This window comes from Streptomyces aquilus, assembly GCF_003955715.1.
In the GTDB taxonomy this organism is placed as follows: Bacteria; Actinomycetota; Actinomycetes; order Streptomycetales; family Streptomycetaceae; genus Streptomyces; species Streptomyces aquilus.
Genome location: NZ_CP034463.1, coordinates 3,953,046 through 3,977,143, shown reverse-complemented (window position 1 = coordinate 3,977,143; position 24,098 = coordinate 3,953,046). Strand labels below are relative to the sequence as shown.

Below are 24,098 nucleotides of genomic sequence, written 5' to 3'. Positions count from 1 at the left end.
GCCACCTTCTTGGCCACCACCGCGCCGCCCGCCACACCGAACGATCTCTTGGGCGTCACCAAGACCCTGGACCTGCTCGCTCCGCGCTGGAGCGTGTGGGTGCTGATGACCGTCTCCTCCCAGCCGCTGCGCTACGCCGAGTTCAAGCCGAGGCTTCCGTGGCTGGCGGACGGGCAGCTCCACCCCCGGCTGCGTCACCTCACCAACGCCGGCGTCATCGAGCGTACGGAGTACGCCCCGCGCCACGTCACCTACGGCCTCACCGGCCGCGGTGCCGCGCTGCTGCCCGTCCTCTCGGTGATCGCGTCGTGGGGCGACACGTATCTGGAGAAGGAGCTGGTCACCAACAAGCACACCGGCGAGCTGGAGCCCGAGCGGATCGCGCCGGCCCAGAACATTGACGACGCGGTCGCGCTGCTCGTGCCGCGGCACGCCACCCCGATCCTGTTCTCCCTGCAGGCCCGGGGCATCGCGACGGCCAAGACGCTGGCGAGTGAGGCGATGCCCGGCTACGGGCTGACCGCCGTCTACAAGCCCCTGGAACGCCTGGTTGCCGACGGACTTGTCACGGCCAGCGGAACCGGTGGCTACCAGCTGACCGCGAGCGGCCGGGCACTCGCCCCCGTTTTCCAGGCGATATCCGCCTGGGCCACCGCCCCGGCCCCCGAGGCCGATGCCCGTCGGACTCGGGGGCCGGGCGCCGCCCCGTCGCAGAACCATTCCGGCCCGTGGGCGACCACTCCGACCCGCCTTCCCGCACCGGCGGTTCCGGCAGCGCCAGCAGTCCGCCCCGCGCTGACCACGACGCCCCCGGGCGGCCCGGCGTGGCGGCCCGGCGACCTCTTCTCCCACCAGATACCCGCCCGCCCGATCTCCCCGGCAGGAGGCCCGCGCCGATGACCCGCTCCCTGCCCGAGACCCTCCTGCACGAGCGCCGCGCGATCCGGACCCTGACCCTGCCGGGCCTGATCCGCCTGGTCACTGAGATCGACGACAACGGCCCCATCAGCCACCGGCGCGGCAGCCTTCAGGGCGCCTTCGGCGACCTCACCCCCGGGCAACTGCGCCATGCCATCGACGTCGCCCGCGACCTCGGCCTGGTCCACGCCGACGAACAGGCCCCCGACCGCTACCGGCTCACCGTGAGCGGCGAGGCTCTGGCCGAGGTGTACGACACCGCGGGCCGCTGGGCGCGCGCCCGTCAGTTCCCCGACGCCAGCAGCGACTTCGTCACCCGCGTCCAGCACACGCTCCAGCTGCACAGCCGCAGCACGCACGCGTTCGGCTCGAGTCTGGAGCCGTCGGCGCCGCATCAGGTCCTCACCGATTTTCTGCAGGCGAACCCCCGCGTCCTCAACCACACCGACGCCCGCTCCGCGCAGCAAGCGGCGGAAGCGGGGCGCGCTGCGTGAGATCCCGTGTCGGACCGCGGCATGCCCGCCGCCCGGTCCCCACAGTGCTGCGCGGCATCTACCTGCCGCGCAGCACGGACGCCGCCGCGTTCGCCATGGCCACCTACGGCATCCCGCTGCTGGTATTGGCCACCACCAACTCCGCAGCCCTGACCGGCCTCGCCTTCGCGCTGGAATGGATCCCGCGACTGGGCGCGTTCGCCTTCGCCGGGGCCCTGGTCGACCGCCATGGCACTACCACCGTGCTCCGCTACGCCTCCGTTGCCCGCGCCCTGGTCGCCCTGGCCGCCGCGTACTTCCTGCCGCAGCAGGAAGCGGGGCTTGGGGCAACGGTCACCGTCATGGTCCTTGCCGCGTCCACCGGCATCTTCACCGAGTGCTCGTACATCGCGGTCGAGACCGCGGGCGGGGTCGCTAGCCGTGAGGCCGGCGCCCGCGCCCACCGGGTGCAGTCGGTGCTCCTCGGCATCGACCAGGTTGCCACCCTCTCCGGACCCGCACTGGCCGGCCTCCTGCTCCAGTGGACCGGCGCCACCGGCATGCTGCTGGTGATCGCCGTCTTCTCCCTGCTCACCAGCGTCCTCGCTCCGCGCCAGTGCCTCCGACCGGAGCCCGCCGGTGCGCAGCCCGTCGGCAAGGGACTGCGCACCGGATGGGCGACCCTGCGCGCCCTGCCGGCACTCGGCTGGCTGGTGGCCGGACTGACCGTGTCCAACCTGGCCGTGGGCCTGCTGCAGGCCGCCGCCCCGGTGATCATCGTCAAGCAGCTCGGCCACTCCACAGCCGACGTCGGATTCATCTGGTCGGTTGCCGCCGTCGCCTCGCTCGGCGCGGTCCTCCTGTGCCGCAAGGCGATCGACCGCTTCGGCCTGTGGCCGGTCGGCGTCGTATCCGCAACGATCGCCGCCACCGCGTGCCTGGCCGTCTCCGTCGCCGGCACCTACCACGCCTATCTCGCCCTGATCGCCGTCCTCATGGCCGGCGAGGGCGGCATGACCGTCGTGCTGCGCACCCTGCGCTCCCGCCTCATCCCCCCGGACGTGTTCGGCACCACCCTCTCCCTGACGATCTTGCTGCTGTTGCTGCCCTTCCCCGTGGCCGGCGTCCTCGTCGCCCTCGTGCCGCCAGCCGAGCTCGGCCACGTCATCACGCTCTGCGCCGTGCTCCAGGCTGCGGGCCTGTTCACCGCCTTCGCCCGGCTGCGCGCCACGCCCGCCCTGCGCACTTCCTTCGCCTGACCGATCCGGTCGCCTTCCTGCCCACCTCACGGAGACCCGCTATGCCCACGTCCCACGCCCCGGCCCAGCAGTCGGTCCTGCCGATATCCCGCCCCTCGTTTCGAGCAGGATCGCGGCCCACGCTGACCGACCGGTTCCTCGCCTTCGACGCCGAGCACCCGTACGTCTACCGCGCGCTGGAGCGCCTGACCGCCGACCGGCTCGCCACGGGGGCCACCCGGGTTGGGCTGAAGGCGCTATTCGAGGACCTGCGCTGGCAATTGCCCGCGGGCGTGCGCGGACTGAACAACAACTTCACCGCTCTGTATGCGCGAAAGCTGATCGAGGACCACCCCCACTGGGCGAGTGCCTTCGAGCTGCGACGTCGCCGAACCCTCTGACCCCGGCCGTCTGCCGTCAACCTCCTTTGTCCTGCCACTGTTTGGAGCCTTGTTGTCCTCTCGCCCCGTCGTCCTGGTTGTTGCAGCCGCCGACATGGAGGCGCACGCGTATCGCGGCTACTGCCTTGAGAACGTCCGCGCCCACTACGACGTCGTCCTGATCTCCGGCGCCGAGCCGACCTGGGAGAAGGACTTCCTCCTCGACTACGTCGTCGCCGACCTCACCGACCAGGCGGCACTCGGCGCGGCCGGGCGAGCGCTCGCCGAACGCTACGAGCTGGCCGGCGTGATGACCTGGACCGAGTGGTACCTCGTCCCTGTCGCCCGACTCGCCCGCCAGCTCGGCCTGCCCACCACGGCTCCAGAAGCCCTCCAGGGCTGCCGCAACAAGCACACCAGCCGGAGCCTGTTCGCCCGCCACGGAGTGCCCTCCGCCGTATCCGTCAGCGTGCGCACCGAGCGGGAGGCGGCCGATGCCGCCGCGCTGATCGGCTATCCCGTCGTCCTCAAGCCCGCCGCGCACGCCGCGAGCATGGGCGTCATCCGCGTCGACACGGCCAATGACTTTCCGGGTGCGTATGCCTTCGCCGCGCGCACCGCCGACCACGGTGTGGAGAGCACCCAGGTCCTGGTCGAGGAGTACCTCGACGGCCCGGAGGTGAGCGTCGAGTGCGTCACCCATCAGGGGCAGACCACCGTGGTCGCCGTCACCCGCAAGACCGTCGGGATGCCGCCCTTCTTCGAGGAGCTGGCGCACGTGGTCGACGCGAACGACCCGCTGCTCGCCGCCGTGGCACCGGTCGCCGTCGCGGCCCTCGACGCCGTCGGCATCACCGACGGTGTCAGCCACGTCGAGATCCGCATCGTCGACGGCCGCCCTCGCCTGATCGAGGTCAACGCGCGCATCGCCGGCGACATGATCGGTCACCTCGTCCACCTGGCCACCGGCGTCGATCTCGCCAGCGCCGCCGCCGACATCGCCTGCGGACGTACCCCTGACCTGACGCCTACCCGCCGCCAGGCTGCGGCGATCCGCTTCATCTACCCCGCCTATTCCGGCACCCTGACCGCCCGCGATGTCGTGAAGCCCACCGGGGGAGTGGAGCGCGTGCGTTTCCAGCGACAGCCCGGAGACCAGCTCGTGCTCCCCGAGGACGGCGGCAATCTGTTCACCGCCCGCGTCGGCTTCGTCATCACCACCGGGCCGACTGCCACCGCCGCCCAGAACCGCGCCCAAGAGGCGTACCGCAACCTCGACGTCCAGGTGGCCGCGGCCCCGCAGACGGCTCCGGCCACCGGGGAGCACGCCGCGTGAGGAAAACCGTAGCGATCGAGCTGGTGCGCAGCCGACGCCTGCTGATCGGGTACTTCGCCGGCCTGGGTGTGGTCATGGCCGTCTTCGGCGCCCGCATGCCCGCCGTCCAGTCCGCCGCCGCGGTGAGCACCGGAGGGCTTGCCCTGGTCCTGCTGGCCGCCGCCCTCGGCATGGTCGCCGGACTCCAGGCGGGTGGGCGCCTCGCCAGCCCGGCCCGCCTGCCCGCGCTGCTGACCGGCGGCGCCATGGCCCTCGCCGCCTGTCTCGCCATCCTCGGGGTCTGCTCCAGTCTGGAGAGCCTGTTCGCGGCGGCGTTCGTCTTCGGCGTCGCGCACGGCGTCCTCGACGTCGCGGCCAATGCCTCGGCGGTCCGCTGCCAGGACGCCCACGGCCGCCCCATCATGGGGAGGCTGCACGCGAGTTACAGCCTCGGCGCCCTCCTCGGCGCCGCGCTGGCCGCTGCCACCGCTCACACCTCACACACCGTTCTGTTCACAGGCGTCGCCGTCTGCGCCGCCGCGGCGGCAGGAGCCACGACGGCTCTGGCCCGGACACTCGCCAGCTCTGGACTCAAGCCCGTGCACCATCCTGCTGCACAGGGCCCGGGCGAACGCGGGGATCGGTCGCAGCCCCGGGTGCGGCTGCTGGGCGTCCTGGCAGCGGCAACATTGCTGGGCGAAGGCGCTGCTGCCGACTGGGCTGCCGTCCACTTGCACGACCTCGGCGCGACGGCCGCGACCAGCGCTGCGGCATACGGGTCCTACAGCGCCGCCATGGCCACAGGCCGCCTCGTCGGTGACCGGCTCACCGCCCGCTTCGGCGCCTCAGCCGTCGTACGCGCCGGCGCCGCTTTGGCCGCGCTCGGCCTCGCCACCGGACTGGCCGGCTCCACCATCGCCTTCGCCCTGTTCGGCTGGGCGGCCTTCGGCCTGGGCCTGTCCGTCACCATCCCCAGCCTGATCACCGCCGCGGGCACTGGCGGACCCCGCGCGGTCGCCACCGTCGCGGTCACCGGCTACGTCGGCCTGCTCGCCGGTCCCGCCGTCATCGGCGCCCTCGCCACCGTCACTGCGCTCCCGCACGCGCTGCTGCTGCCCGCCCTCCTCGCCGTAACCGTCGCCACCCTCGCCCCCAAAGCCCTGGAGAGAACGACCCCTTGACCCGCACCTACGACTCCCGGACCGGCGTAGAAGCCCTGATCCTCGACTACAACGGGGTTGCGGGACTGCAACCCCCGACTGCCATGTGGACCCGCCTGGCCGACCTCGCCGAGTGGCCCGACCGGCATCTCCCCTCGTTCCAGGACGCCTTCTGGGCTCCCCGCAACGCCTACGACGCAGGGCAACTGAGCGATCTCGCCTACTGGGCCAAGGTGCTCGGTCACCACCCCGGCCCGCGATGGCTGCGCACCCTGCGCGACGCCGACACCGCCATGTGGACCCACACCGACCCACGCGTCCTCGACACCCTGTACCGCGCCCGGGCCGCGAGGCTGCCCATGGTTTTGCTCTCCAACGCCCCGGCCCACCTCAGCAACGTCCTGGACGCCACCGACTGGCGGCGCGAACTGATGGACGACGCCCTGTACTCCGCACGCCTCGGCCTGTGCAAGCCCGATCCGGCAGCATACGAACACGCCCTGGCCGCCACCGGCGCCGACGACCCTGGGCGCGTGCTGTTCGTCGACGACCGCGAGGACAACTGCCGGGCCGCCGCCGAGCTGGGCCTGCGCACCCTGCACTACACCGGCCAACCCGCAGAACTCGCCACGCAGTTGCTGCCCGTCATCGCGGAGCGCACCGGCTCCTGATCCCGCACCGCGCCGCTCACCCCGCAGCCCCGACACCCTCTGGACTTTCGTGCCCGACACCGAAGAGATCGACGGCGACGTCTACGTTTTCCCCCGCTATCTCGCCGGCAGCACCTACACCGGCGACCCGGCCCTCGAGCCCCTGATGGCACTCGGCTGGGAGCTGACCCACGACGACCTCGCCAACGTCTACGTCACCGCGCCAGACCGCAAGATCCGCCTCGGCTACCTGCCCGAAGGCGACGACGACGGACTGTGGCGCATCAACGCCTACTCCGATCCTTTCGGCCCGCCCGCCTGGGGCGTCACCTTCAACGACACCTGCCCCACCGAGTTCGTCACCGCGTTCACCACGGCCCTGGCGACCGCGTACCAGTCCGGGCCCGACTACTACCTCGCTCAGCCCGACCCAAGTGACCCCGAACTCGACGCCTTCCACGCCGTCGTCCCGCTCATCAACCGCGGCTGGACCATCCAGCACCCGCGATGGGGAGTCCTGGAGATGCAGACCCCGGACGGCATGGCCGGCCTCGAATATGCCCAGGGCAGGCTCGATGCCGAGAAGGAACTCACCACGCTGCAGGCCCGCTGGTACCTGTGGGGCGGCCCAAAGAGCGGATACGCCCGCTGGTACGCCACCGCCTCCACGAACACCCCGATCCCACTGGTCACGGCCATCACCGAGAGCGTGTCCGACCCCGCGCCCCTGCCGCGCTGGAAGGACGAGATGCTGCGCGGCCTGCGCGAGAGCGCCCAACTCGTTCCTGTCACCCCTCCGCCGCCTCCGGTTCCCACGCCCCTCGACGTCCGGCGTATCGCCCCACGCCGGGCGCCCGCGCTGACCACGCGCAGCATCCCGCGCTGGAGCACCACGACAACTCCGTCCGCAGTCCTGACCGCCCGGCGCTCTGGCCCCCACCGCTGACCAGATCCCCTTCGTCCGAGAGAGGCTCTTTGGCCCTACACGCCCAGCAGTTCTTCGACGACGTCATCGAACTGCCTCTCCACCAGTACGCCATTGTCGGCGACGCCCTTTACGCATCCCCGCAGCCGAACTCGCCGCTGCGGCTACGGATCGACTTCGCCCCCACCATCCGCCACGGTGAGTACGACGGACTGCGCCTGCGCGTCGTCCACCCCGAGCAGGGCGTCCTCGACACCGCGATCCTCCGCTTCGCAGACCACGGCACCTTCGCCCGCCGCGACACGGCTCGCGACCTCGTGCCCGGCCGAGACGGCTACGCCGTCATCCGCGACTGGCACCCCCACAGCAGCCAGCCACCATGGCACGGCGCGGACGGCGCAGGGCTGCGTACCGCGATCGAGCAGTACGCCCAATTCTGGATCCCGGCGCCTGCCGCGTCCCGCCCGGCCGCCCGCCCTGTCGCCCAGCCCACACCCACCGCCGGGGCTTCGCTCCGCAGCCGTTGACCGCCCACCTCGCCACGGAGTTCTGGATGTCCCCGCTTCGCTGGCTGCCCCCGCGCCCAGTGCCGGGCCGCTCCCGCTGAACAACGACCTGCGCGCCCGCCTTGCCTGTTCCCGCCTGTATCCCCTGGAGAGACCCTTCTTGCGCATCCGTTCCGCTCGCACCCTCCCAGTCGCTGTTGCCGTCGCCGCCACGGTGACCGGGTCCCTGTCCTGGGCGCCGACCGCCTCGGCCCAGAGCGCCGATCCCGCCCCGTCTGCATCCACGTCCTCGACTCCGCGCAATGCGGCCGAGCCGGAGACCGGCGGCGTGGCCATCCTGAAGAAGGACCCCGGCGGCGATGTGCTCGCCGGCGCGTCCTTCGCCCTCTTCGACTCCGCGGGCAAGGAAGCCGCCAGCGGCAAGACCGACGCCCAGGGCAAGCTCGCCTTCCAGGACCTCGCACCGGGGGTCTACCGCCTCAAGGAGGTCTCCAGCGGCAGCAACCTGCATGACACGGTCGACGACCAGGACGTCATCGTCACCCCCGACACGGACACACCGCTCACGATCGTCGACCCCTTCAAGGACGCCTCGGTGCTGCTGAAGGCCAAGGACGACAAGACCGGCAAACTCCTGGCCGGATCCACCGTCAACATCGGCAGCGGCGACAAGACCCTCCTCACACTGACCACCGGCTCCGACGGCACGGCCGCCGGCAAGCTCCCCATCAACTCCCGTATCGGCACAGACTTCTGGGTCAAGCAGGTGAAGGCACCCGCCGGCTACGACCTCTACAAGCCCCCGAAGGAGTTCAAGGCCAAGCCGGGCGATCCGGTGACGGTCACAACGACCAACGCCGAGACGGCGACCACCCCGCCGCCGACGGAGAGGCCGACCGACAAGCCCACGGACAAGCCGACCGACAAGCCCACGGACAAGCCGAGCGACAAGCCCACCCTGGGCAAGCCCGGCAAGGACGAGGACACCCCGGCCCCGTCCGACTCGGCCACCCCCACCTCTGACGAGACCGCGTCGAGCACCGCGGCGCCCGCCCCCGAGGGCTCGCTCGCACACACCGGCGCCGACGCCACTCCGTGGCTGCTCGGAGGCGCCGGCCTCCTGATCGTCGCCGGCGGAGGCGCCCTGGTCGTAGCCCGCCGACGCCGTACGGGCGACGCCACCGACGAGAACTAACCACCCACAACACCGCGAAGGCCCCCGGAATCGGATGATTCCGGGGGCCTTCGCGCGCGTACGGTGCCGACTAGGCGGCCTGTTCGACAATCAGATCTGGCACGTTGATGTAGTCGGCGGGTTCGCGTACCCGGATCGGCATGGTGAGCCCGAGCAGTGGCGCTACGTCCGCGAGCCGCGCGTAGACGATCTTGTAGGTGTGCAGTCGGTGGAACCAGGCCGTCGACATCTGGATGTCGCGCCAGGGCCCCTCCAGCTCCTCGATCGCCCAGTACACACAAGAGGTCACTTCCTTGGCCCGCTCGGCGTCGGCCGTGAACAGTGCCTCCCACTGCGCGATGTACGGGGTGCCGTCCGGCGCCGGCCACTGTCCCGCGCCCGGGACGACGTCCCACCGGAGCCAGTCGCGGAGCACGTTCTGGACGCTGTGAAGGGCGAGATCGCCAAGGGGCTCACCCCACACGGCCGTCGCCAGGCGCATCGCCTCGGCGATGGCGAGGGCGAGCTCGTCGGTGCTGATCACCCGCGGTCCGAATCGGTTCGGGCCGTGCCACATCGGAGGCTTCGGGAGCGGGCTGTCGTCCTCCGGCTGGGCCTCCAGCCAGGACACGATCGCCTCGGCCCAGGGCATGCACTCGGTCAGCGGGTGCTCGCCGCCGTGGGCGGCTGCGTACCGCTCCGTGTGCTCGCGCACGCGAATAGCCAAGTCCACCGGCACGTTTGCCTCCTAGAGATCACCGGCACGACCCCCGCCCTGACCTGACAGAACGGGGGCCCGGCGATCCTCGCGGGCTACGGGGGTGAACCTGCGAGGAATCTGGCCGGAGCCTATCCAGGCTCCATGCGGCTACACCTCGGTGATCGAGGGAGATGGCCGGATCTCGATGGATTTCCGGATAGGGCGCCGGCCGAGGCGTGACGGCTCACGGCTACTCTCCTGCGGCCTCGGCGCGGGCAAGCTCCTTGAGCGCGACGCGGGCTGCGGGCGTGCCTGCCGGACTTCGCCAGAAGGCGTGACCAGCGATCCGCTGCGAAAGCTGCAGCAGGCGACGACGCTGTTCGGCCGCCCCGCCGTTGTCTCCATTCGCCAACCGTCCGTATGTGACGTACCAGGCGGTCTGCGTTTCAACGAGGTCTTGGGGGAAGGGGTGCCGAGTCATCCCGCTATTAGAAACCCTGTTCGATTTCAGAACCAAGTCCTCGGACGCCGGGCGTGGCGCATGCCGGTCAGGCGCCCCCGGACAGCGGCTTACTGTGGAAGGGCAACGATCTCTCCTGGGAGCACAACGAGTGACAGCGTCAATGGAGCGGCTCTGCGACTGGGTCGTCAACAAGGACAAGGTCTGGGTCCACGGCGATCGGATCACTGACGGCCACGTCGCCCTGGACATGCGCCTCACCCCGGGGCTCGACCCCGGCGAGGTCGCCCGGGACGGGCAGTGGGTCCTTCGCAAGGCGCAGCCTTCACGCTGGGTTTCTGAACAGCACCCCGATCTCTCCGACGTCATCCCTGCGGCGGCCGACGGCTCGGACTGGAGCGAGATCACCTGGTCGGCCTGGGTGACCCGCAGTCTGCGGATCGGCGCGCTGCTCGGCGGCGCGGTGGCCGTGGACCACGAGTGGCTCGCCCGGCTACAGCCCGGCTACCGGATCGAGGGGTCTCCCGGACACCGGTTCCTGCGGATTGTGACCAAGAAAACCGAGCCGTCGCTACTAACGGGCGGTGCTGCGCACCGAACGGTGGTCGGCGTCGTGATGCCCGCGTCGATCGAGGGTTCGGTTGCCGTCCTGGAAGCCATCGTGCAGGACCTCAATGTCTAGGTTGACCGGGTGAGCATGCGGCCCCAGCTTCCAGGCGATCCCTCCGACCTGCACCTGCGCATCTCCTATGACGACGAACTCCAGGACACCCCGCAGGCAGACACGCTGGAGCGATGGAACGTGGCTGTCCTCCACCGCCGGTGTGTGTACGACGCAGGCCGGGAGTCAGCGACCACGAGCAGCTGTACCACCACGGAGTGCCCTTCGTGCACGGTCGAGGACGCCGCCGTGGGGTCGATGACGTTCTACCGGGTGCACCTTGACCGCGGCCGGAACGCCTACTGGGCCATGGAGGAGGAGTCGGAGGAGCTGTACGAGACCGCTCAGGTCCTCCTTGATCCCGAGACGGGCTCATTCACCAGAGAGGTCAGCGAGCTGCTGGCGTACGTCGGCTCCGCGCTGCTCGTCATGGACCGGGTCACGCTGGCCCCTGCGTGGCGGGGGCACGGCCTGGCCGCCGTACTAGGCAGCGAGGTGATCCATCGGCTCATGCCCGGCTGCCGGGCAGTTGCCTGCTCGCCCGGCGTCACCGACCTCAGCAGCCGGCGGCTCACGGACCAGGCCGAGTGGGATCGCGTCAACGCCAAGATCGCCCAGGGGTGGGAGAGCCTCGGGTTCCGCCTCTACCGGGACAACGTCTATCTGCTCTCTCCGGCCTCGCAGGATCTGGAGGAGCAGCGCGGGGCGCTTCGAGGTCGGCTCGCGGACCTCGGTGCCTCCTGGCGGGCCGGGGCGTCATAAGGTACGGCGCCGCTGCAAGGTGCTCCAGGGAAAGCTCAAGCCCCGGCGGCCGGTCGGTGCTTCGCCCGGGTCTGGCGGCGCCTTCGGCGGCGGGGCGATCCTGTCGGGCTCCAGGCCGATCTTGTCCGGGTGGACGCAGGCGGGCACGGTCTCGTCACGGGTGTAGCGGTGCCCGTTCTCCGGATGGAACGGGCACTCCCAGGACGGCCTGTTGTAGACGAGGAACTGCTCGCGTGGGTACCGGGTGGCTGGGCAGATCCCGCAGACGGGGCGGCTCGGGTCCTCGCGGTCCGGATCGATGTACGGCGGTCCGGCAGGTTCCGGGATCTCCATAACAGTCAGAGAGTAGTGGGCCCGTCTCGTCGAGTAGCCCGCACCGAGGTCGACGGGCGTGCAGGGTGGCAGTTGTCCTTTGACGGTGAAGTTAGTCGGACGGAAGGGCCCTGACCTGCGGCGACTAACTCTCCTGTCAACGCGGGTCACTGGTCGCCCGGCGCCGCCAAGCCGCCTACCTGCGACGACTGGATTGGACGGCAAGACCCCCGTGGACTGGGTTCGATGTCGACGGACAGCAGTTCGCCGGTGGCAGACGAGGAAGATCCCCAAAGGACTGGTGAACGTCGCAACAGCATGTCAACCTGAACGACCTTCCGGAAAATCCCAGGTCAGAGAGGTGATGCTGTGGCATTGGATGCGTCGCGACCCGGATTCGCCACCACGGTCGCCGCCTTGCGGCTCCGCTCCTGGAAGCTCGGAGCCGGCCAGGCGATGGACGTCATCGACCAGTTCTCGCAGACCGATTTCACCCACATCGTCGACGACCGTGCCGACGTGCACATCAGCTCGCGCGACGGCCGGTTCTACCTCGGCTACTTCCCGAACGGCCGGCCAGGCGGCGCCGACGAGGACTGGGTGACGGGCGAGGGCTGGGTCATCGCCGTCACCGGCACCGCGAACGTCCCCGGCTACCGAATCGCCTTCTCCACGGACACGCCGGCGGAGATCGTCGCCGATGCCGCGGCCCGGATCCTGTCCACCTCCCGACCCCTGTGACGGGCACGTCCGCCCTCCCCATATACGCGCCCCGCGTACCCTGCCCCTGCTCGCGCGGATTCGTCCACTACCGCTAGGAGAACGCCTTGGCCCCGAACTCGCCCGAGATGACCGTCGGCGACATCATCGACGCACTGTCCGCCTTCGACCGTGACACACCCGCCCGTCTCGCCATCAACCCCTTCTTCCCCATGGCCCACCGCCTGGGCGGCGTGGAGAAATCGGTGGACGAGCACGGCCGGCCGATGGTCTACATCGCCGAGTCGCCGGAGGCCGAGCAGTTCGGCCCCCTGCCGCCCGCCGTGGCCGTCGCCCTGGCCTGGCAGGGGCCGGTCGATGCACCCCCGCGCCGCCGACGCGGCGCCACCCGGCCGAACGACGGCCACTGACCCACCCTCGAACTGACGGAGGCGCCCCTGCACCCGCACCACCCCATCGATCCTTCCCACCCCGTCTCGCCCGACCTGACGTATTGGGTCGCCCCGCGCCACCTGGCCGGCGATGACGGCGTCCTCGCCGAGCGGATCGGCGACACCCTGACCGACCTCGGCTGGCGCATGTGGCCGACGTCCCGCAACTCCCTGCTGTACGTGAGCCCCGACGGCCTGCGCGGCGCCGAGTGGATCCTCGCCTCCTACCCGTTCGAGCTGGGCGGCCTCCCGGTCGCCTGGCAAGTGTCGGCCCGCCCGCACCCGGACTCGGCGCTCACCGAGTGGAACGCGTACTTCACCGCTGGCGTACCGCACGAGGCGCTCACCGATTTCCTGCTCGCGCTCGACGCGAGCGAGACGCCCGACGTCGGGCTCGAGAACGCCGAGGCGGTACTGACCGCACTCGGCGCCCGGGGCTGGCTGCGCGACATGGACTGCCCGCATACGACCGCCACCGACCCCGGCTTCTCCACGAACGTCTCGCTGGAGATGCTGCCGCCGCTCATCCACGACGCCGACCCCCGCGATGACCTTCTGGGGTGGCAGGCGTGGGCGGAGCCCGTGCTCGGGGCGCCGTACCTGTGGTGCGCGAGCTTCAGCGCGAGCGCCCCGCACGAGCTGGTAGCAGCCTTCGCCTCCTCGCTCGCCGCACCCGGCCCGGTGCCGCGCCGCACGCTGCCCGTGGGCGCGGAGGACCGTCTCACCGTCGTCCGTCGTGGCTGACGGCTGCGAGTAGCCGCTGACCGAGGCGGGTGATCGACGGAGGGTGCCCCTTCTCCCAGGCCCGGTGGTTCCGCGCTCTTTACTGGAGCGGAACCACTGGGCCTTTGCCGTACCGGCATCCGAGCACGGGACGGCACCCTGAAACCAAGATCAAGGCCGTACGTAGGATCGCCTGCGTGGCTGTCAAAGTGATCGGCAAAGGACCCTTGCGCGGCTACCTCCTGGAGGAGGTGCTGGCCTGGCTGTTGCGTTCCAGTGGGTTCGAGGTCCTCACGGCCGCCGACGACCAGGACAAAGAGCCGTGGAAGGTCCTGAAGGAGGACAAGAACGGTCTGCTGGTTCGCGGACGCGGTGCCTGGCACCAGGTCGACGCGCTGGGACAGTTCCGGTACGTCCCGCCGTTCTCCCTGCCGGTCCGCTTGTTCGTCGAGGCAAAGTACCTGACCACAGCCCCTGTCGGTTTGCCCACCGTCCGCAATGGCCACGGTGTGATCCACGACGTAAACGAGGGCGAGACCACCACACTCTCTGCTCCGGGAACGGGCCGGCCTCGGACGCGATACCGCTACAGCTACGCGATCTTCTCCACGTCCGGCTTCAGCCCGGAGGCGCAGGATTACGCGCTGGCTCACCAGATATCCCTGATCGATCTCTCCGCACCGGACTTCGACGTGCTGCGGAATCTCGTCAAGAACACCGCCGACACGATCCACGCCGTGCTTGAAGCGACTCCGGCGGCCGAGCGGCCGAAGGTGCGCGAGATACGGACGTACCTTCGTGGCCCGCTGCTGGAAATGGACCCGGGGGACGTGGAACTGCCCGATACGATTCGCGGCCCCCTCGATTACCTCGCACAGGCCCTGTACAGCCGGTCACAGTTGGGCCTTGTTCTGGCCTTTCCTGCCGCGCCGTTCGTCCTGGGCCTGGCCTCGGACGACCTTTACGGCTTCGTGGAATACGCTCGTGCGCACCCCACGCATGCGGTGCGCCTGCGACGCATCAACCAGGCAGCGTCACACCCTGTTTGGGAACTGCGCTCCGCGGAACACCCCGACGCCTATGCGTTGCGGTTCGGCCTGCCCGAGCGGGTGGAGAAGTGGATCGTCGCGCAGGACGAAGGAATGCCCTCCCGCACCCGGTACGTCAAGCGCAGCATGCTGTCGACCATGACCCTGTACTGGATGCACGGGGAGCACGCGCAGACCTTCCAACTCCGCTACGAGCCAGGCGAACTCCGTCTCGACGGCTGATCTCCGCCTACGACAAAACCCCGGTGTCCGAGCCTGTCGGGTGGACAGGCCCGGACACCGGGGCAGGTGGAGGAGCGGATCAGCGTGCGGTGCGTGCCTTGGCGAGTGCCTTGTCCAGGTGAGTGTCCACGAGGCCCGGCGAGCCGGAGACGACGACCAGGATGTTGCCGGTGCGGATCGCCGTCTGCCTGACGACGCTGCGCTGTCCGCCGGCGGAGAAGGTGAGCAGCTGGCTCCACTGCTCGTCGCCGAGGTCCGGCGCGGTCGACTTCTCGGTGCCCATGTCGATGACGGTGCTGCCCGACGTCACCTGGTAGGCGGGGCAGGAGAGCATCGCGTCGAAGACCTTCGACATGCCCTTGGACAGCTTTGCGGCGCTGTCGCTGTACAGCTCCTCGCTCACCTCGGAGCTGCTGCTGCCGCTGTAGGTGAAGGACACCTTCGCCTTGCGGGCGAAGTCGAGACCGGAGCCGGAGGCTGTGTCGCCGCCGAGCTTCTCCAGCGCCGGGCAGCCGATCACGGTCACGTCGTCGTTGCGGCGAGGGGCCCCGGGCTTGCGGGTGTAGCCCTCGCCCAGGTCGCTCTCGTTGAGCAGCCGCTGGTTCAGCTGAGTCGACGACAGCGGCACGGATGCCGAGGGCGTGCTACCGCCCCGGTGCGCGGCGGCGGAGGAGTCGGCGGACTCGGCATGGCCGGCGCAGCCGGTCAGGACGAGGACGGTGCAGACGGCACTGAGACCGAGGGCGGTCGTGGTGGAGCGGCGCATACGAAAAACCCCTTTGGCGATGCGAGACGGATGGTCTGACCGGGTCGGCCCTCCGGGTGCCGACGAACGCAGGGATGAGGGAAGGGGTTTCGCGCATCTCAGTGGCCGAGGTGGCGCAGGCCGTCTTCGAGGGTGGGGTGGAAGTGGTCGACCGGACCGGAGTTGCGGTTGTACCAGGCGCTGTCCAGCCGGGTCTCGTGTGCCTCGTGGCCGGCCTCGCAGCGCAGCCACACCGAGTCGTCGCGCATGTTGAAGACGATCCAGTTCCGGTACGCACCGCAGTGGCAGGCGTGGACTTCGCCGTCGATGACGAGCGGCAGGTCCCAGCGCATCATGAAGCCCGACACGTCCTGGCGGCACGGCGCCCGGAACTCCGGCGGCAGGAAGTCGGGCACCACTGTGGAGTCGGTCGGCGCGGCCGGGGCGGGCGCCGAAACCGGGGCGGGAGCCTCGGGCCACTCGGTATGCATGGCCAGCAGCGCCTGGCCGGCACGCTGGGCTTCACGGAACTCTCGGTCCGCACGGTTACCTCGGAACATGCCGTCTCCATCTCTGTCGTCTCGCCTGCACGAGGAGAGTGCCGTAAGTCCCTGACCTGCTGCAACTCTAAGATTGTTGAATTCAGCGGGACTTGGCGGAGCGCTCCTTTCGGTTCGCCGGCCGCTTCGCGGGAGGGCGGGTGGCGGTGGGCGCAGTGGTGGTGTGCTCGGGCGCGCCGGACGGGTCTGCGGGCAGGTCGGCCATGCGTCGCAGCCGCCACACGAGGACGTCGCTGATCGACTCCGCGGTGTCCAGCTCCCGTCGCTCGGCGGCCTTGGCCAGGAGCGCGGCCGGGTCGTGCCCGGCGCGCTCGACGTCGGCGAGGGTGGCGGCCAGGGCGTACCAGCCCGGCTCGGCGAGGACCTGCTCGGCCAGCTCCGGAACTGCCCGGCGAAGGTAGGCGGTCTGCTTGCGCTGCAGGGGCTGGGACAGGTTCCGGCCACGCTGGTGCATGGGGCCCAGGTACATCGGTGCGGCGGCCTGGTAGGCGGCGCGCAGATGCTCGGCGGCCTGGCGGGCAGCAGCGGCCTGCTGGGCGTGCTCCTTCTTCCCGTGCCAGTGGGCGGCGGCGAGCACGAAGAAGATGGCCATGTCGATCAACATGGCGGTGGTGGCGCCGTCCGGCCCGCGGCCGAGTGCGGGCCCGCCGTGGACGAGGTCTCGGGCAGCCTGCCGCAGGGCCCGGTCGTGGCCCCGCTCGGCCCGGATGTGGGAGCGGGAGGCCCGCTCGAACGCCCAGGCCGCTTCTCGAAGTTCACGACGGGTGTGCGCGGCCGAGGTCTTGGCGAGCGCGTCGAGCACCTCACCGTACGCGGCGATCACCGCGGAAATCTGTCCGTCGTCGCCCTGGTCGATGATGAGTACGGCCTGCCAAGACGCCGACGTCGCCTGGCGGCGAGCGGTCGAGGGAGTGACGCGCGCCGAACCAGCCGAACGATCCGGGTCGGGATCGCCGCTGGCGGCATCGCCGGACCACCGCTCACGGATACGGGGCAGGGAGAGGTCAGGGGCGAGTTTCGAGCCGGGATAGAACACGGGCACGCCATCCTTGTTGAGGTCGTCGGTGAGCGCGACCTTGTAGCCGAGGAGGTCACCGGAGGGCGCGACGCGCGTCTCGACCAGGACGCCGGCAGCGGTCAGGCGGTCGAAGAACTCCCCTTCGCTCCGCACGCCGGCGACGGCGCGGCGCACCGTCTCGCGCAGCTCCTCACGAGCAGTCCGCTCCCGGCCTTGGCGTTCGGCCTTGTGGCGCTCGGCACTGGTGGGCCTCTTCGCCGCGGTGCCGTCCCCAGGATTGACTCGCTGCAGGCCGTATTCGACCTCAAGCAGACGGGCCTCGGCCTGGGCGCGTTTGCCCGAGCGGTGATGGTCGGGACGGCGGCCGTCCTCGCGTACGAGCGTGGCGATGATGTGGATGTGGTCATCGGCGTGGCGAACGGCCGCCCAGCGGCAGCCCGCACCGTCGCCCGGATCGATACCGGTTGCGGCCACCATGCGGCGCGCGATCTGCCCCCACTCCTCATCGGACAGGACGCGGTCCTCGGCGGCGTTTCGTACGGACAGATGCCACACGTGCTTCTCGGGGCGTTGCTCGGGGTCGAGGAGCTGCAAGGGCTGGTCGAGGAGCTGCTGGAGATCCCTTCTCGTCACGCCCGGGTCACGGCCAGGGTCGGGGGCCATGCCGTCGAACGAGGCGACCAGGTGAGGGTCGATGTGCTCCTCGCACTTGCCCTTGCCGTAGAGGTAGTTGAGCAGAAAGAGGGTCTCGCTGCCCTGCTTGTGGACCTGGGGGATCAAGCGGCCTCGCCTGCTTGGCGGTTGGCCACCCTGTCCGCGGCAGCCTGGACCGACTTGGCCGCGCGCTGAATGTCGGCGATGACTGCCGCCAGGTGAGGAACCTCGCCACCGGTGTTGAGGGCCTTGGCGACCTGGTTGAGATTGCTGCCGGCCCAGCCGAGCTGCCGGCGTGCGGCGAACAGCTCAGTGAGCACATCGCGTTCGGTGGCGATGGCCACGGCGGTGCGCGACTGATCGCGGGACATGGCCAGGCCGGAGTATGCGAGGAAGCCAGCCGTGCTCATGCCGACGGCGTCTGCGCCCCCTTGGATGAGAGTGTGCTCGGTTTCGTTGAGGCGGACGCTGTGGGCGCGGCGCTGCTTCTTGTCGCGCGGGCGCGACTTCCCCTTGGCCCGCCCCGAACGGGTGGGCCCTGGCTGCGATCCGCCCTCGGTCGCAGCCTTCCCGACCTGCGCCCCCTGGCGCTGGTCGGGCCCCGCCACCCCTGGGGCGGGGACTGGTTCGGACACTCCCCCCGCGGGGGAGTGTCCGAACCTCCATCTTGCTTGCGCTGAGGTCGAGTTGGCTTCCGGCTCCTCGGGCGTGGGAGCCGGGTTTGTTGTCGGGTTCGTCACCGGGCGTGGTTCCTCGTGGTGCGGATGCGGTGCTGGATCTCGGCGGCCAGGTCGACCATGGCGGTCGCGCCGGCCAGGACGCGTACGGGCGCGTCGGGGTGGTGCTGGACGAGCCACTGGCCAGTGGGGGCCAGTACGGCGGTGTGCAGCAGCTGGTGGCGCACGAGCACGTCCGCCCAGGCGCCGGCCTCAGCGGTCAACGGGATGTGCGTACGCGGGTGGCGGGTAGGAATGGCGATCCCTTCGTGGCAGGAGCGGTGGCCCGACCGGAGCCGGGCCACCACGGGTAATGTGGATTCAGGGGTGTGACCTGCTGCTTTGCAGGTGTCAGCCGCACTCGCGACAGCGGTCGAGGTGCGTGTTGAGGGCCCGCGCCATGTTGCGCTTCACCGAGACGGCGTTCTTCGCGCTGGTCTTCGCTGGCGCGGATCCCTGGTGGCGCTCGGCGTGGCCGCGCAGGAAGCTGACGTCCCGCTCGAACTCGGCCCTGATGGCGGCGAACCTGCGGCAGGCTTTCATCGGGTCGCACTCCTTGCCTCGGCGCGCAGCCGCTCCAGGACGGGCGTCAGGCTCTCGTTCCGGCCGCCCGGCAGCCCCAGGTCGCGATAGATCTCGCGCAGTTGGGGACGGGTGATGGAGGCGTTGCCGTCCCGCTCCAGCTTTTCGGGGACGTGAGGACGGACGATCTTGACCCGCTCCTCGACGCTCATCTGGTTCCGCCGAGGGCGCTTGGACTTCCCGCCACCCGGCCGACTCCGCTGTGCCTTCGTCTTCCGGCGTCCGGGGACGGTGTGGGGACGGTCCCCTTCGGCTTCCGTCCCCGTTTCGGTGTCGGGGTGTTCGCGGTCCCCGTTGGTGTTGGGGACGGTGTGGGGACGGTCCCCTTCGGTCCCCGTCCCCATTTCGGTGTCCGGGTGCTCCAGGTCCTCGTCGCCATTGGGGACGGCTGCCGGGGACCGTCCTGTACCGCCCTGAGCAGCACCTTCGTGGGCGTCCGCGGCACTACCGTCCCCGTCGGCATCAGCCGCTTCGGCCCTGGCGGGCACGTCGTCTCGGTCCCCGATCGGCGCCGCTATGCCCTTGCTCAGCAGGCTTGAGCCGGGCTTGTGGACGCGGTCCCCGTCGGCGTTGGGGACGGTGTGGGGACGGTCCCCCTCGCTCTCCGTCCCCGTCCCCGATTCCGCACGGTCCCCGTCCCTGGCGGTTTGGGGACCGTCGTTGGGGACCGCGCTCAGCCGCCGACCGACCTGCTTCTCGTCCGGCGGCAGGGTCACCGGGGACGGGCCGAGAGGGGACCGCTCCTCTCGATCGGCGTCCTGGCCGTGCATGTCGTGCACCCAGGGCGACGGCAGTTCGACGGTGGCGAGGGCTACCGCGTGCCGGCGGGCGGCCAGCTGTTCCAGGAGAGCCTGACGCTGCTGAGGATCGTTGCCGACCCCGGCTCGGCTGAGGGCCGACTGGAGCCGACGGATGATCCTGGTGTCCTTCTCGCGATCCGCTGCCGACATCGACGCCAGTTGGGAGGCCAGGGCCACTGCCCGCTGAGTCGCGCGGTCCTTGGTGATCTGTGCGGCGTCGCGGTTGCGGGTGGCGATGCCCAGGCGGGACAGGAGCCGTTCTCGTGCTTCGCGTCCGAGCGTGGCCAGGAGCCCCTGCGAGGTGGCGTCCGGCTTGTGCAGCCGCAGCTCGATGCCCATGGCCAGGTGCCAGAGCACGGCTGCCATGACCGGGCCGACGAAGGCGCGCACGGTGCCGCCCACCGTGCCCGACTCGGCGTACGCCGGGATGACCTGCACCCCGGTGATCACCCACACCAGGGCGCCGGGCAGGCCGGGCGCTCCCTGGGTCTTCAGGTTCTGCCGGGCCATCAGCGCGGTCGCGAACAGCGCCGCCTCACCCGCGCTGAACATCATGGCCCGCTCGACGGTGCCGGCCATGTCGAGGTAGTCGGCGGCGAACCGCCAGCTGGTGTCGCCGGAGTAGACGGTGCAGTTGAGGGCGGCGAGGGCCGAGACCCAGACCGCGGGGGTGCCGACGCGCTTGCCGTCAGCCCGGTTCCGGTTACGCCGGATCGACCAGCCGGCAAGCGCGAGGGCGAGCAGCCCGACGGCCGCGACCACGTAGACGGGCTCGATGCCGTAGGGCAGGGACATGGCGATGGCGTTTGTCATGCGGCCTTTCGGAGGGCGGCGATCAGGGAGTCGGTCTGCACCTGGCGAGGCACCTGCACCGGCGAGGTGACGTCGTCGTCCTCCGTGGTCTCGTCGGTCGGCTCGGTCTCGTCGGCCTGGTCCCAGTAGCGGTCGCGGTCGGCGACAGCGTGGGCGGCGTTGCGCATCAGGTCGCGCGCCCAGTCGAGGTCGAGGCGCAGCGTGTGCGCGAGGCGCTCAGGGCTCCAGCCGCGGACGTAGGCGTGGCGGGTGACGGCCTCGCGCTCGGCGTCGCTTAGGTGGATGTCGCGCCCCTCGAAGGCGGCCTTCACCCGGCTGTAGTCCAGGCGCTTGTTGACCTTGGCGTGCCAGGGGCGGCGTTCGTCCTCGGTGAGCCCGCCCCACATGCCCTGGCGGATCTCGTTGTCGAGGGCGTAGTCGAAGCACGCCTTCTTCACCGGGCACCGGCCGCAGATCGACTTGGCCTCGTCGATGGCCGCACGGTCGCGGGCTGCGTGGAAGAACAGTTCGTCGATGGCCTTGGCCGGCATGTTGTGGCACAAGCCACGGGCCTGCCAGCTGTGGTCGGCGATGCCCCGGATAGTCGGGGTCGGGGTGTCGTTGGTGGTGATGTGGCGCAAGGCAGTCTCCGGAAGTCGCCTCGGTCGGCGCGGATCGCTCGGCACCGGTGGTGGCTGGGGTGCGGCGGGGCGCTGCGAGGCGGGCGCGGGGTACGGCTGGGCCGTACGCAAGGCGGAACGTTTCTGTGAAGCGGGCTGCGGTCAGGCGGCGGGCGCCTGGGCCTGCGCCGCCAGGGCGCGGTCGATGCGGCCGGGGTGGGCGGTGGCGCGCGGTGCGTTGCCCCGGGCGGCACCGTCGAGGGTGATGCGCCGTCGGCGGCAGGGCTCGCCCTTGTCGGCGTGACACCACTCGCACGGCACGGCGAGGACGTCGGGTCCTCCGGCGGCGATGGCGGCCTCGCGGGCGGCGCGGGCCGGGCGGTAGGGGGCCAGCTCGGCGCGGACAGCGGCCGGGATGTAGGAGCCGACGGCGGCCAGCTGGTCCTTCAGGCCCGGCCGGTGGCGCCCGGCGGTAATCCCGCGGTGCGCCGAAGGCGCGGTGTGCCCGGCGGCCACGGCGTCGCGCGCCGCCAGCAGCTCCGCCCGCCAGGCTTGCGGGTTGTCCGGGTCGGCCATCGGCGTCGGGTCGGTGTGCCGGGCCAGACGCTCTCGGCGGTGCGCGTGCCACTCGCGGGCCACGTCGGCAGGTAGGACGGGGTAGGGCGAACTCACGATGCGCTTGCGGACGATCTCGCGCACATCCCAGCCCTGACCGGTGGTCATCGGGACGTCGCCGAGCAGCTCGTGCCACATGGCGAGCTGGTCGCGGGCCTCGCCGGCGTCGGTGCGGATGGTGCGCGGGTCCAGGCGGCCGACGTAGGTGAGCACGGCAGCAACTTCGCGGCGGTCCAAGGTAGTTACTCCGTTCCAGTCGGTTCGTCGAGCGCGGCTTTCAGGGCGGCCATGTGCAGGTCGGCTTTGGTCATGCCGGCCTGCGGTGCGGGGCTGCCGCCGGGCAGGGCGTAGAGGTTCGGGCGCTGGGGTGTGGGGCTGTGCTCGCGGGCGATCCAGGACCGCCAGTCGGCAGCCCAGGCTGCGGCGGAGCGAGGGCTCCGGTCGGCGCGGTGGTGGCGCCACTTCGCGTCGGCCACCTGGAGTCCGTGCTCGCCGAGGCGGTCGAGGTGTCCCTGCTGCTGGGCCCAGGACAGGCTCGCGTCGTCGACCTGCCAGTCGGCGGCGGAGGTGAGGCCGGCAGCACCACTGCTGCTGTACCTACGGTTCACCTTCGGTTCACTACGGTTCTGGGGGTCAGGTTCAGACCCGGAGGGGGGTCGGGTTCTGACCCGGGGAGGGGTCGGGTTCTGACGAGGGGGTGCAGATTCCGACCCGGTCTGATCCTGACCATGGGGGTCGGGTTCTGACCCGGTTCGGGGCCAGATCCCGTGTCTGCGCAGCCGCTCGACGTCCAGCGCGGGGACCGGATCCTCCTCGGCCGGGGGCTCGACGTACGCCTCGGGATCGTCCTCGCGGGCCGCCGCGACCTTGGCCAGCCATCCGGCGGCGCGTGGCAGCCGGTAGACCGTGCTGTGCTGCGGGCCGTCGAGGCCGTCCAGCACCTCCAGCTCGCCGGCCTCGGCCAGCGCCGTGATGGCACCGCGCACGGCGTTGCGGCTGGCGTTCGTCCGCTTCATCAGCGAGGTGAGGGACGCCCAGGCGACGCACTGTTCGTCGGGGATCCGGTCGGCGATCGACAGCAGGACCAGTCGCGCGTTTCCGCGGCTGACGCTGTGCTCCCACGCCCATTCGCGGGCCTCCCGGCTCATCGAGCCACCCCCCAGGGGAGGTAGGTGCCGGGGGCAGACTCCAGCGCGAGGGCACCGGGCGACCGGTGCGTGATCTTGGAACCGGGCGGTGAAGCGGGGACGGCTGCCGCGCGAGCCGGGGACACCGGCCCTTTGCGCAGGGCAGGCGGCATGTGGGACTCTCCTCCGTAGTGAAACCCGCGCCGGTGTGCCCCGTGGAAAGGGCCGGTGCGGTGAAGGTGGGTAGATCTCCGCCCTTGCCGGGGCGGAAGTACCTGTTGGCGTTCGGCGTCCGGGAGTTTGCCGCTCCCAGGGCGCCGTCGCTGTATCCGGGGCTAGGTCACCCGGCTGGATCACGTGGTCCGCATGTGCCTCCTGGCGTCATCTGTCGCCGGGCAGGGAGCCCGGCGAGGGACGATGAACATATGCAGGACCTGCGGCAAGATCCAGACCTTGCTAAAGGACTCTCTACAAGTCGTAGCGGAGGGCGGCGGCACCTGCGCCTGCGGATGGAGGCGGCCGGCCGTGACCCAGCCAGCACGCTGACCGCCTCGACGAACCGGGAGATGACCCTCACCGCGTCCCCTCGTATCTCATGTGACAACGCGGCGCAGTGGCGGACCGTACGAGTTCGGCGGCGCCAACCACGACGGCACGCTCGGCGGCACCCGCCACACCGAGGCAGTCGGCGGCGAGCCGCCAGATGGTATCGGGGACGCACGCGATGACGGTGAGGGAGGCGCACCACACCGCCAGCCAGGACAGCCGCGCTGTTCCTGCGGCGGCACGGTGGCGCGGAGTCGGCCGTCCGTCCGTGAGGATGGCGAGGGGTGGCCTTGCACCGCAGTGCCCGAATGACCGCACGGAATTGGCCGTGTGGGTATCGCCAAGGTGATCGAGAGTTTCCACCGCCGCCTCTGCGCCTTCCATTCGAAGATCAAATTCACTTTGCAATTACACAGGCGCAGCTAATGCAGTCAGGTGGAAGTGACACGTGTCACACATGCCGCACGCACCTATCGGTAGAAACGGACAGAGCATCCCGAAGGATGGACGCGGGAACGCCGAAAGCGTTTGCGAGGTAGAACTT

The 24,098-nt window shown here is 70.6% G+C and carries 28 protein-coding genes; 16 read left to right on the top strand and 12 right to left on the bottom strand.

Annotated elements, in window-relative coordinates; translation table 11 throughout:
* Nucleotides 1–9 precede the first annotated feature (9 nt).
* The 10 genes from EJC51_RS18250 (at nt 10) to EJC51_RS18205 (ending at nt 8,760) form a co-directional block, all read left to right on the top strand.
* Nucleotides 10–900: a winged helix-turn-helix transcriptional regulator gene (locus EJC51_RS18250; protein ID WP_126272059.1), complete on the top strand. Its 891-nt coding sequence runs from the start codon at nt 10–12 to the stop codon at nt 898–900.
* Entirely contained in the window at nt 897–1,412 is a 516-nt protein-coding gene (locus EJC51_RS18245; protein ID WP_126272058.1) for a hypothetical protein, read from the top strand. The genes EJC51_RS18250 and EJC51_RS18245 overlap by 4 nt, the downstream gene beginning before the upstream one ends.
* Nucleotides 1,409–2,650: an MFS transporter gene (locus EJC51_RS18240; protein ID WP_166682877.1), complete on the top strand. Its 1,242-nt coding sequence runs from the start codon at nt 1,409–1,411 to the stop codon at nt 2,648–2,650. Before EJC51_RS18245 ends, EJC51_RS18240 begins: the two co-directional genes overlap by 4 nt.
* A gap of 41 nt (nt 2,651–2,691) precedes the next feature.
* Complete coding sequence (locus EJC51_RS18235; RefSeq protein WP_126272057.1) at nt 2,692–3,030, top strand: hypothetical protein; 339 nt, start codon at nt 2,692–2,694, stop codon at nt 3,028–3,030.
* 94 nt (nt 3,031–3,124) lie between these two features.
* Nucleotides 3,125–4,345, top strand: a complete 1,221-nt coding sequence (locus tag EJC51_RS18230) for an ATP-grasp domain-containing protein (protein ID WP_126277016.1) — start codon at nt 3,125–3,127, stop codon at nt 4,343–4,345.
* Complete coding sequence (locus EJC51_RS18225) at nt 4,342–5,505, top strand: MFS transporter (protein ID WP_126272056.1); 1,164 nt, start codon at nt 4,342–4,344, stop codon at nt 5,503–5,505. The genes EJC51_RS18230 and EJC51_RS18225 overlap by 4 nt, the downstream gene beginning before the upstream one ends.
* Nucleotides 5,502–6,155: an HAD family hydrolase gene (locus tag EJC51_RS18220; RefSeq protein ID WP_126272055.1), complete on the top strand. Its 654-nt coding sequence runs from the start codon at nt 5,502–5,504 to the stop codon at nt 6,153–6,155. The genes EJC51_RS18225 and EJC51_RS18220 overlap by 4 nt, the downstream gene beginning before the upstream one ends.
* A gap of 49 nt (nt 6,156–6,204) precedes the next feature.
* Entirely contained in the window at nt 6,205–7,080 is an 876-nt protein-coding gene (locus tag EJC51_RS18215) for an SPDY domain-containing protein (RefSeq protein ID WP_126272054.1), read from the top strand.
* 29 nt (nt 7,081–7,109) lie between these two features.
* On the top strand, nt 7,110–7,586 hold the full coding sequence (locus EJC51_RS18210) for a hypothetical protein (RefSeq protein WP_126272053.1): 477 nt from the start codon (nt 7,110–7,112) through the stop codon (nt 7,584–7,586).
* Nucleotides 7,587–7,725: 139 nt separating this feature from the next.
* Nucleotides 7,726–8,760: a SpaA isopeptide-forming pilin-related protein gene (locus EJC51_RS18205; protein WP_126272052.1), complete on the top strand. Its 1,035-nt coding sequence runs from the start codon at nt 7,726–7,728 to the stop codon at nt 8,758–8,760.
* A gap of 70 nt (nt 8,761–8,830) precedes the next feature.
* Here EJC51_RS18205 and EJC51_RS18200 read toward each other — a convergent pair whose 3' ends face one another.
* On the bottom strand, nt 8,831–9,454 hold the full coding sequence (locus EJC51_RS18200; RefSeq protein ID WP_126272051.1) for a hypothetical protein: 624 nt from the start codon (nt 9,452–9,454) through the stop codon (nt 8,831–8,833).
* 608 nt (nt 9,455–10,062) lie between these two features.
* Between EJC51_RS18200 and EJC51_RS18190 the strand changes: the two genes are divergently transcribed.
* Complete coding sequence (locus tag EJC51_RS18190; protein ID WP_126272049.1) at nt 10,063–10,581, top strand: hypothetical protein; 519 nt, start codon at nt 10,063–10,065, stop codon at nt 10,579–10,581.
* Nucleotides 10,582–10,590: 9 nt separating this feature from the next.
* On the top strand, nt 10,591–11,322 hold the full coding sequence (locus EJC51_RS18185; RefSeq protein WP_126272048.1) for a hypothetical protein: 732 nt from the start codon (nt 10,591–10,593) through the stop codon (nt 11,320–11,322).
* Here EJC51_RS18185 and EJC51_RS18180 read toward each other — a convergent pair.
* Entirely contained in the window at nt 11,317–11,655 is a 339-nt protein-coding gene (locus EJC51_RS18180; protein ID WP_126272047.1) for a hypothetical protein, read from the bottom strand. The genes EJC51_RS18185 and EJC51_RS18180 overlap by 6 nt on opposite strands.
* Nucleotides 11,656–12,003: 348 nt before the next feature.
* Between EJC51_RS18180 and EJC51_RS18175 the strand changes: the two genes are divergently transcribed.
* The 4 genes from EJC51_RS18175 to EJC51_RS18160 all read left to right on the top strand — a co-directional run bounded on the left by EJC51_RS18175 (nt 12,004) and on the right by EJC51_RS18160 (nt 14,779).
* On the top strand, nt 12,004–12,375 hold the full coding sequence (locus EJC51_RS18175) for an SPDY domain-containing protein (protein ID WP_166682876.1): 372 nt from the start codon (nt 12,004–12,006) through the stop codon (nt 12,373–12,375).
* A gap of 107 nt (nt 12,376–12,482) precedes the next feature.
* Nucleotides 12,483–12,764 (top strand): hypothetical protein, encoded by a 282-nt coding sequence (locus tag EJC51_RS18170; RefSeq protein WP_126277014.1) that lies wholly within the window; start codon nt 12,483–12,485, stop codon nt 12,762–12,764.
* Between the two features lie 75 nt (nt 12,765–12,839).
* Nucleotides 12,840–13,529 carry an SPDY domain-containing protein gene (locus EJC51_RS18165; RefSeq protein WP_208870826.1) on the top strand — a complete coding sequence of 230 codons (690 nt, stop codon included), beginning with the start codon at nt 12,840–12,842 and terminating at the stop codon, nt 13,527–13,529.
* Nucleotides 13,530–13,705: 176 nt separating this feature from the next.
* Nucleotides 13,706–14,779 (top strand): PDDEXK family nuclease, encoded by a 1,074-nt coding sequence (locus tag EJC51_RS18160; protein WP_208870720.1) that lies wholly within the window; start codon nt 13,706–13,708, stop codon nt 14,777–14,779.
* A 79-nt stretch (nt 14,780–14,858) separates the two neighbouring features.
* On the opposite strand, the gene EJC51_RS18155 is transcribed toward EJC51_RS18160, so the two are convergent.
* The 10 genes from EJC51_RS18155 to EJC51_RS18110 all read right to left on the bottom strand — a co-directional run bounded on the left by EJC51_RS18155 (nt 14,859) and on the right by EJC51_RS18110 (nt 23,029).
* Nucleotides 14,859–15,545 (bottom strand): hypothetical protein, encoded by a 687-nt coding sequence (locus EJC51_RS18155; RefSeq protein ID WP_126272045.1) that lies wholly within the window; start codon nt 15,543–15,545, stop codon nt 14,859–14,861.
* Between the two features lie 98 nt (nt 15,546–15,643).
* Nucleotides 15,644–16,084 (bottom strand): hypothetical protein, encoded by a 441-nt coding sequence (locus tag EJC51_RS18150; protein WP_126272044.1) that lies wholly within the window; start codon nt 16,082–16,084, stop codon nt 15,644–15,646.
* Nucleotides 16,085–16,166: 82 nt separating this feature from the next.
* Nucleotides 16,167–17,882 carry a relaxase/mobilization nuclease domain-containing protein gene (locus tag EJC51_RS18145; protein WP_126272043.1) on the bottom strand — a complete coding sequence of 572 codons (1,716 nt, stop codon included), beginning with the start codon at nt 17,880–17,882 and terminating at the stop codon, nt 16,167–16,169.
* Nucleotides 17,879–18,166, bottom strand: a complete 288-nt coding sequence (mobC, locus tag EJC51_RS48715; RefSeq protein ID WP_126272042.1) for a plasmid mobilization relaxosome protein MobC — start codon at nt 18,164–18,166, stop codon at nt 17,879–17,881. The genes EJC51_RS18145 and mobC overlap by 4 nt, the downstream gene beginning before the upstream one ends.
* Nucleotides 18,167–18,492: 326 nt before the next feature.
* Nucleotides 18,493–18,696, bottom strand: coding sequence for a hypothetical protein (locus tag EJC51_RS18135; RefSeq protein WP_425276797.1), 204 nt, complete (start codon nt 18,694–18,696; stop codon nt 18,493–18,495).
* Between the two features lie 127 nt (nt 18,697–18,823).
* Nucleotides 18,824–19,015 carry a hypothetical protein gene (locus EJC51_RS18130; RefSeq protein WP_126272040.1) on the bottom strand — a complete coding sequence of 64 codons (192 nt, stop codon included), beginning with the start codon at nt 19,013–19,015 and terminating at the stop codon, nt 18,824–18,826.
* Nucleotides 19,012–20,667, bottom strand: a complete 1,656-nt coding sequence (locus EJC51_RS18125) for a hypothetical protein (RefSeq protein WP_126272039.1) — start codon at nt 20,665–20,667, stop codon at nt 19,012–19,014. The genes EJC51_RS18130 and EJC51_RS18125 overlap by 4 nt, the downstream gene beginning before the upstream one ends.
* The gene (locus EJC51_RS18120; protein ID WP_126272038.1) at nt 20,664–21,287 is read right to left on the bottom strand and encodes a WhiB family transcriptional regulator; all 624 of its coding nucleotides are present in this window, start codon (nt 21,285–21,287) and stop codon (nt 20,664–20,666) included. Before EJC51_RS18120 ends, EJC51_RS18125 begins: the two co-directional genes overlap by 4 nt.
* 141 nt (nt 21,288–21,428) lie before the next feature.
* A complete protein-coding gene (locus EJC51_RS18115) occupies nt 21,429–22,118 on the bottom strand; it encodes a zinc finger domain-containing protein (protein WP_126272037.1) in 690 nt (229 codons plus the stop codon).
* A gap of 5 nt (nt 22,119–22,123) precedes the next feature.
* Nucleotides 22,124–23,029, bottom strand: a complete 906-nt coding sequence (locus tag EJC51_RS18110; protein ID WP_126272036.1) for a helix-turn-helix domain-containing protein — start codon at nt 23,027–23,029, stop codon at nt 22,124–22,126.
* Nucleotides 23,030–24,098: the final 1,069 nt, after the last annotated feature.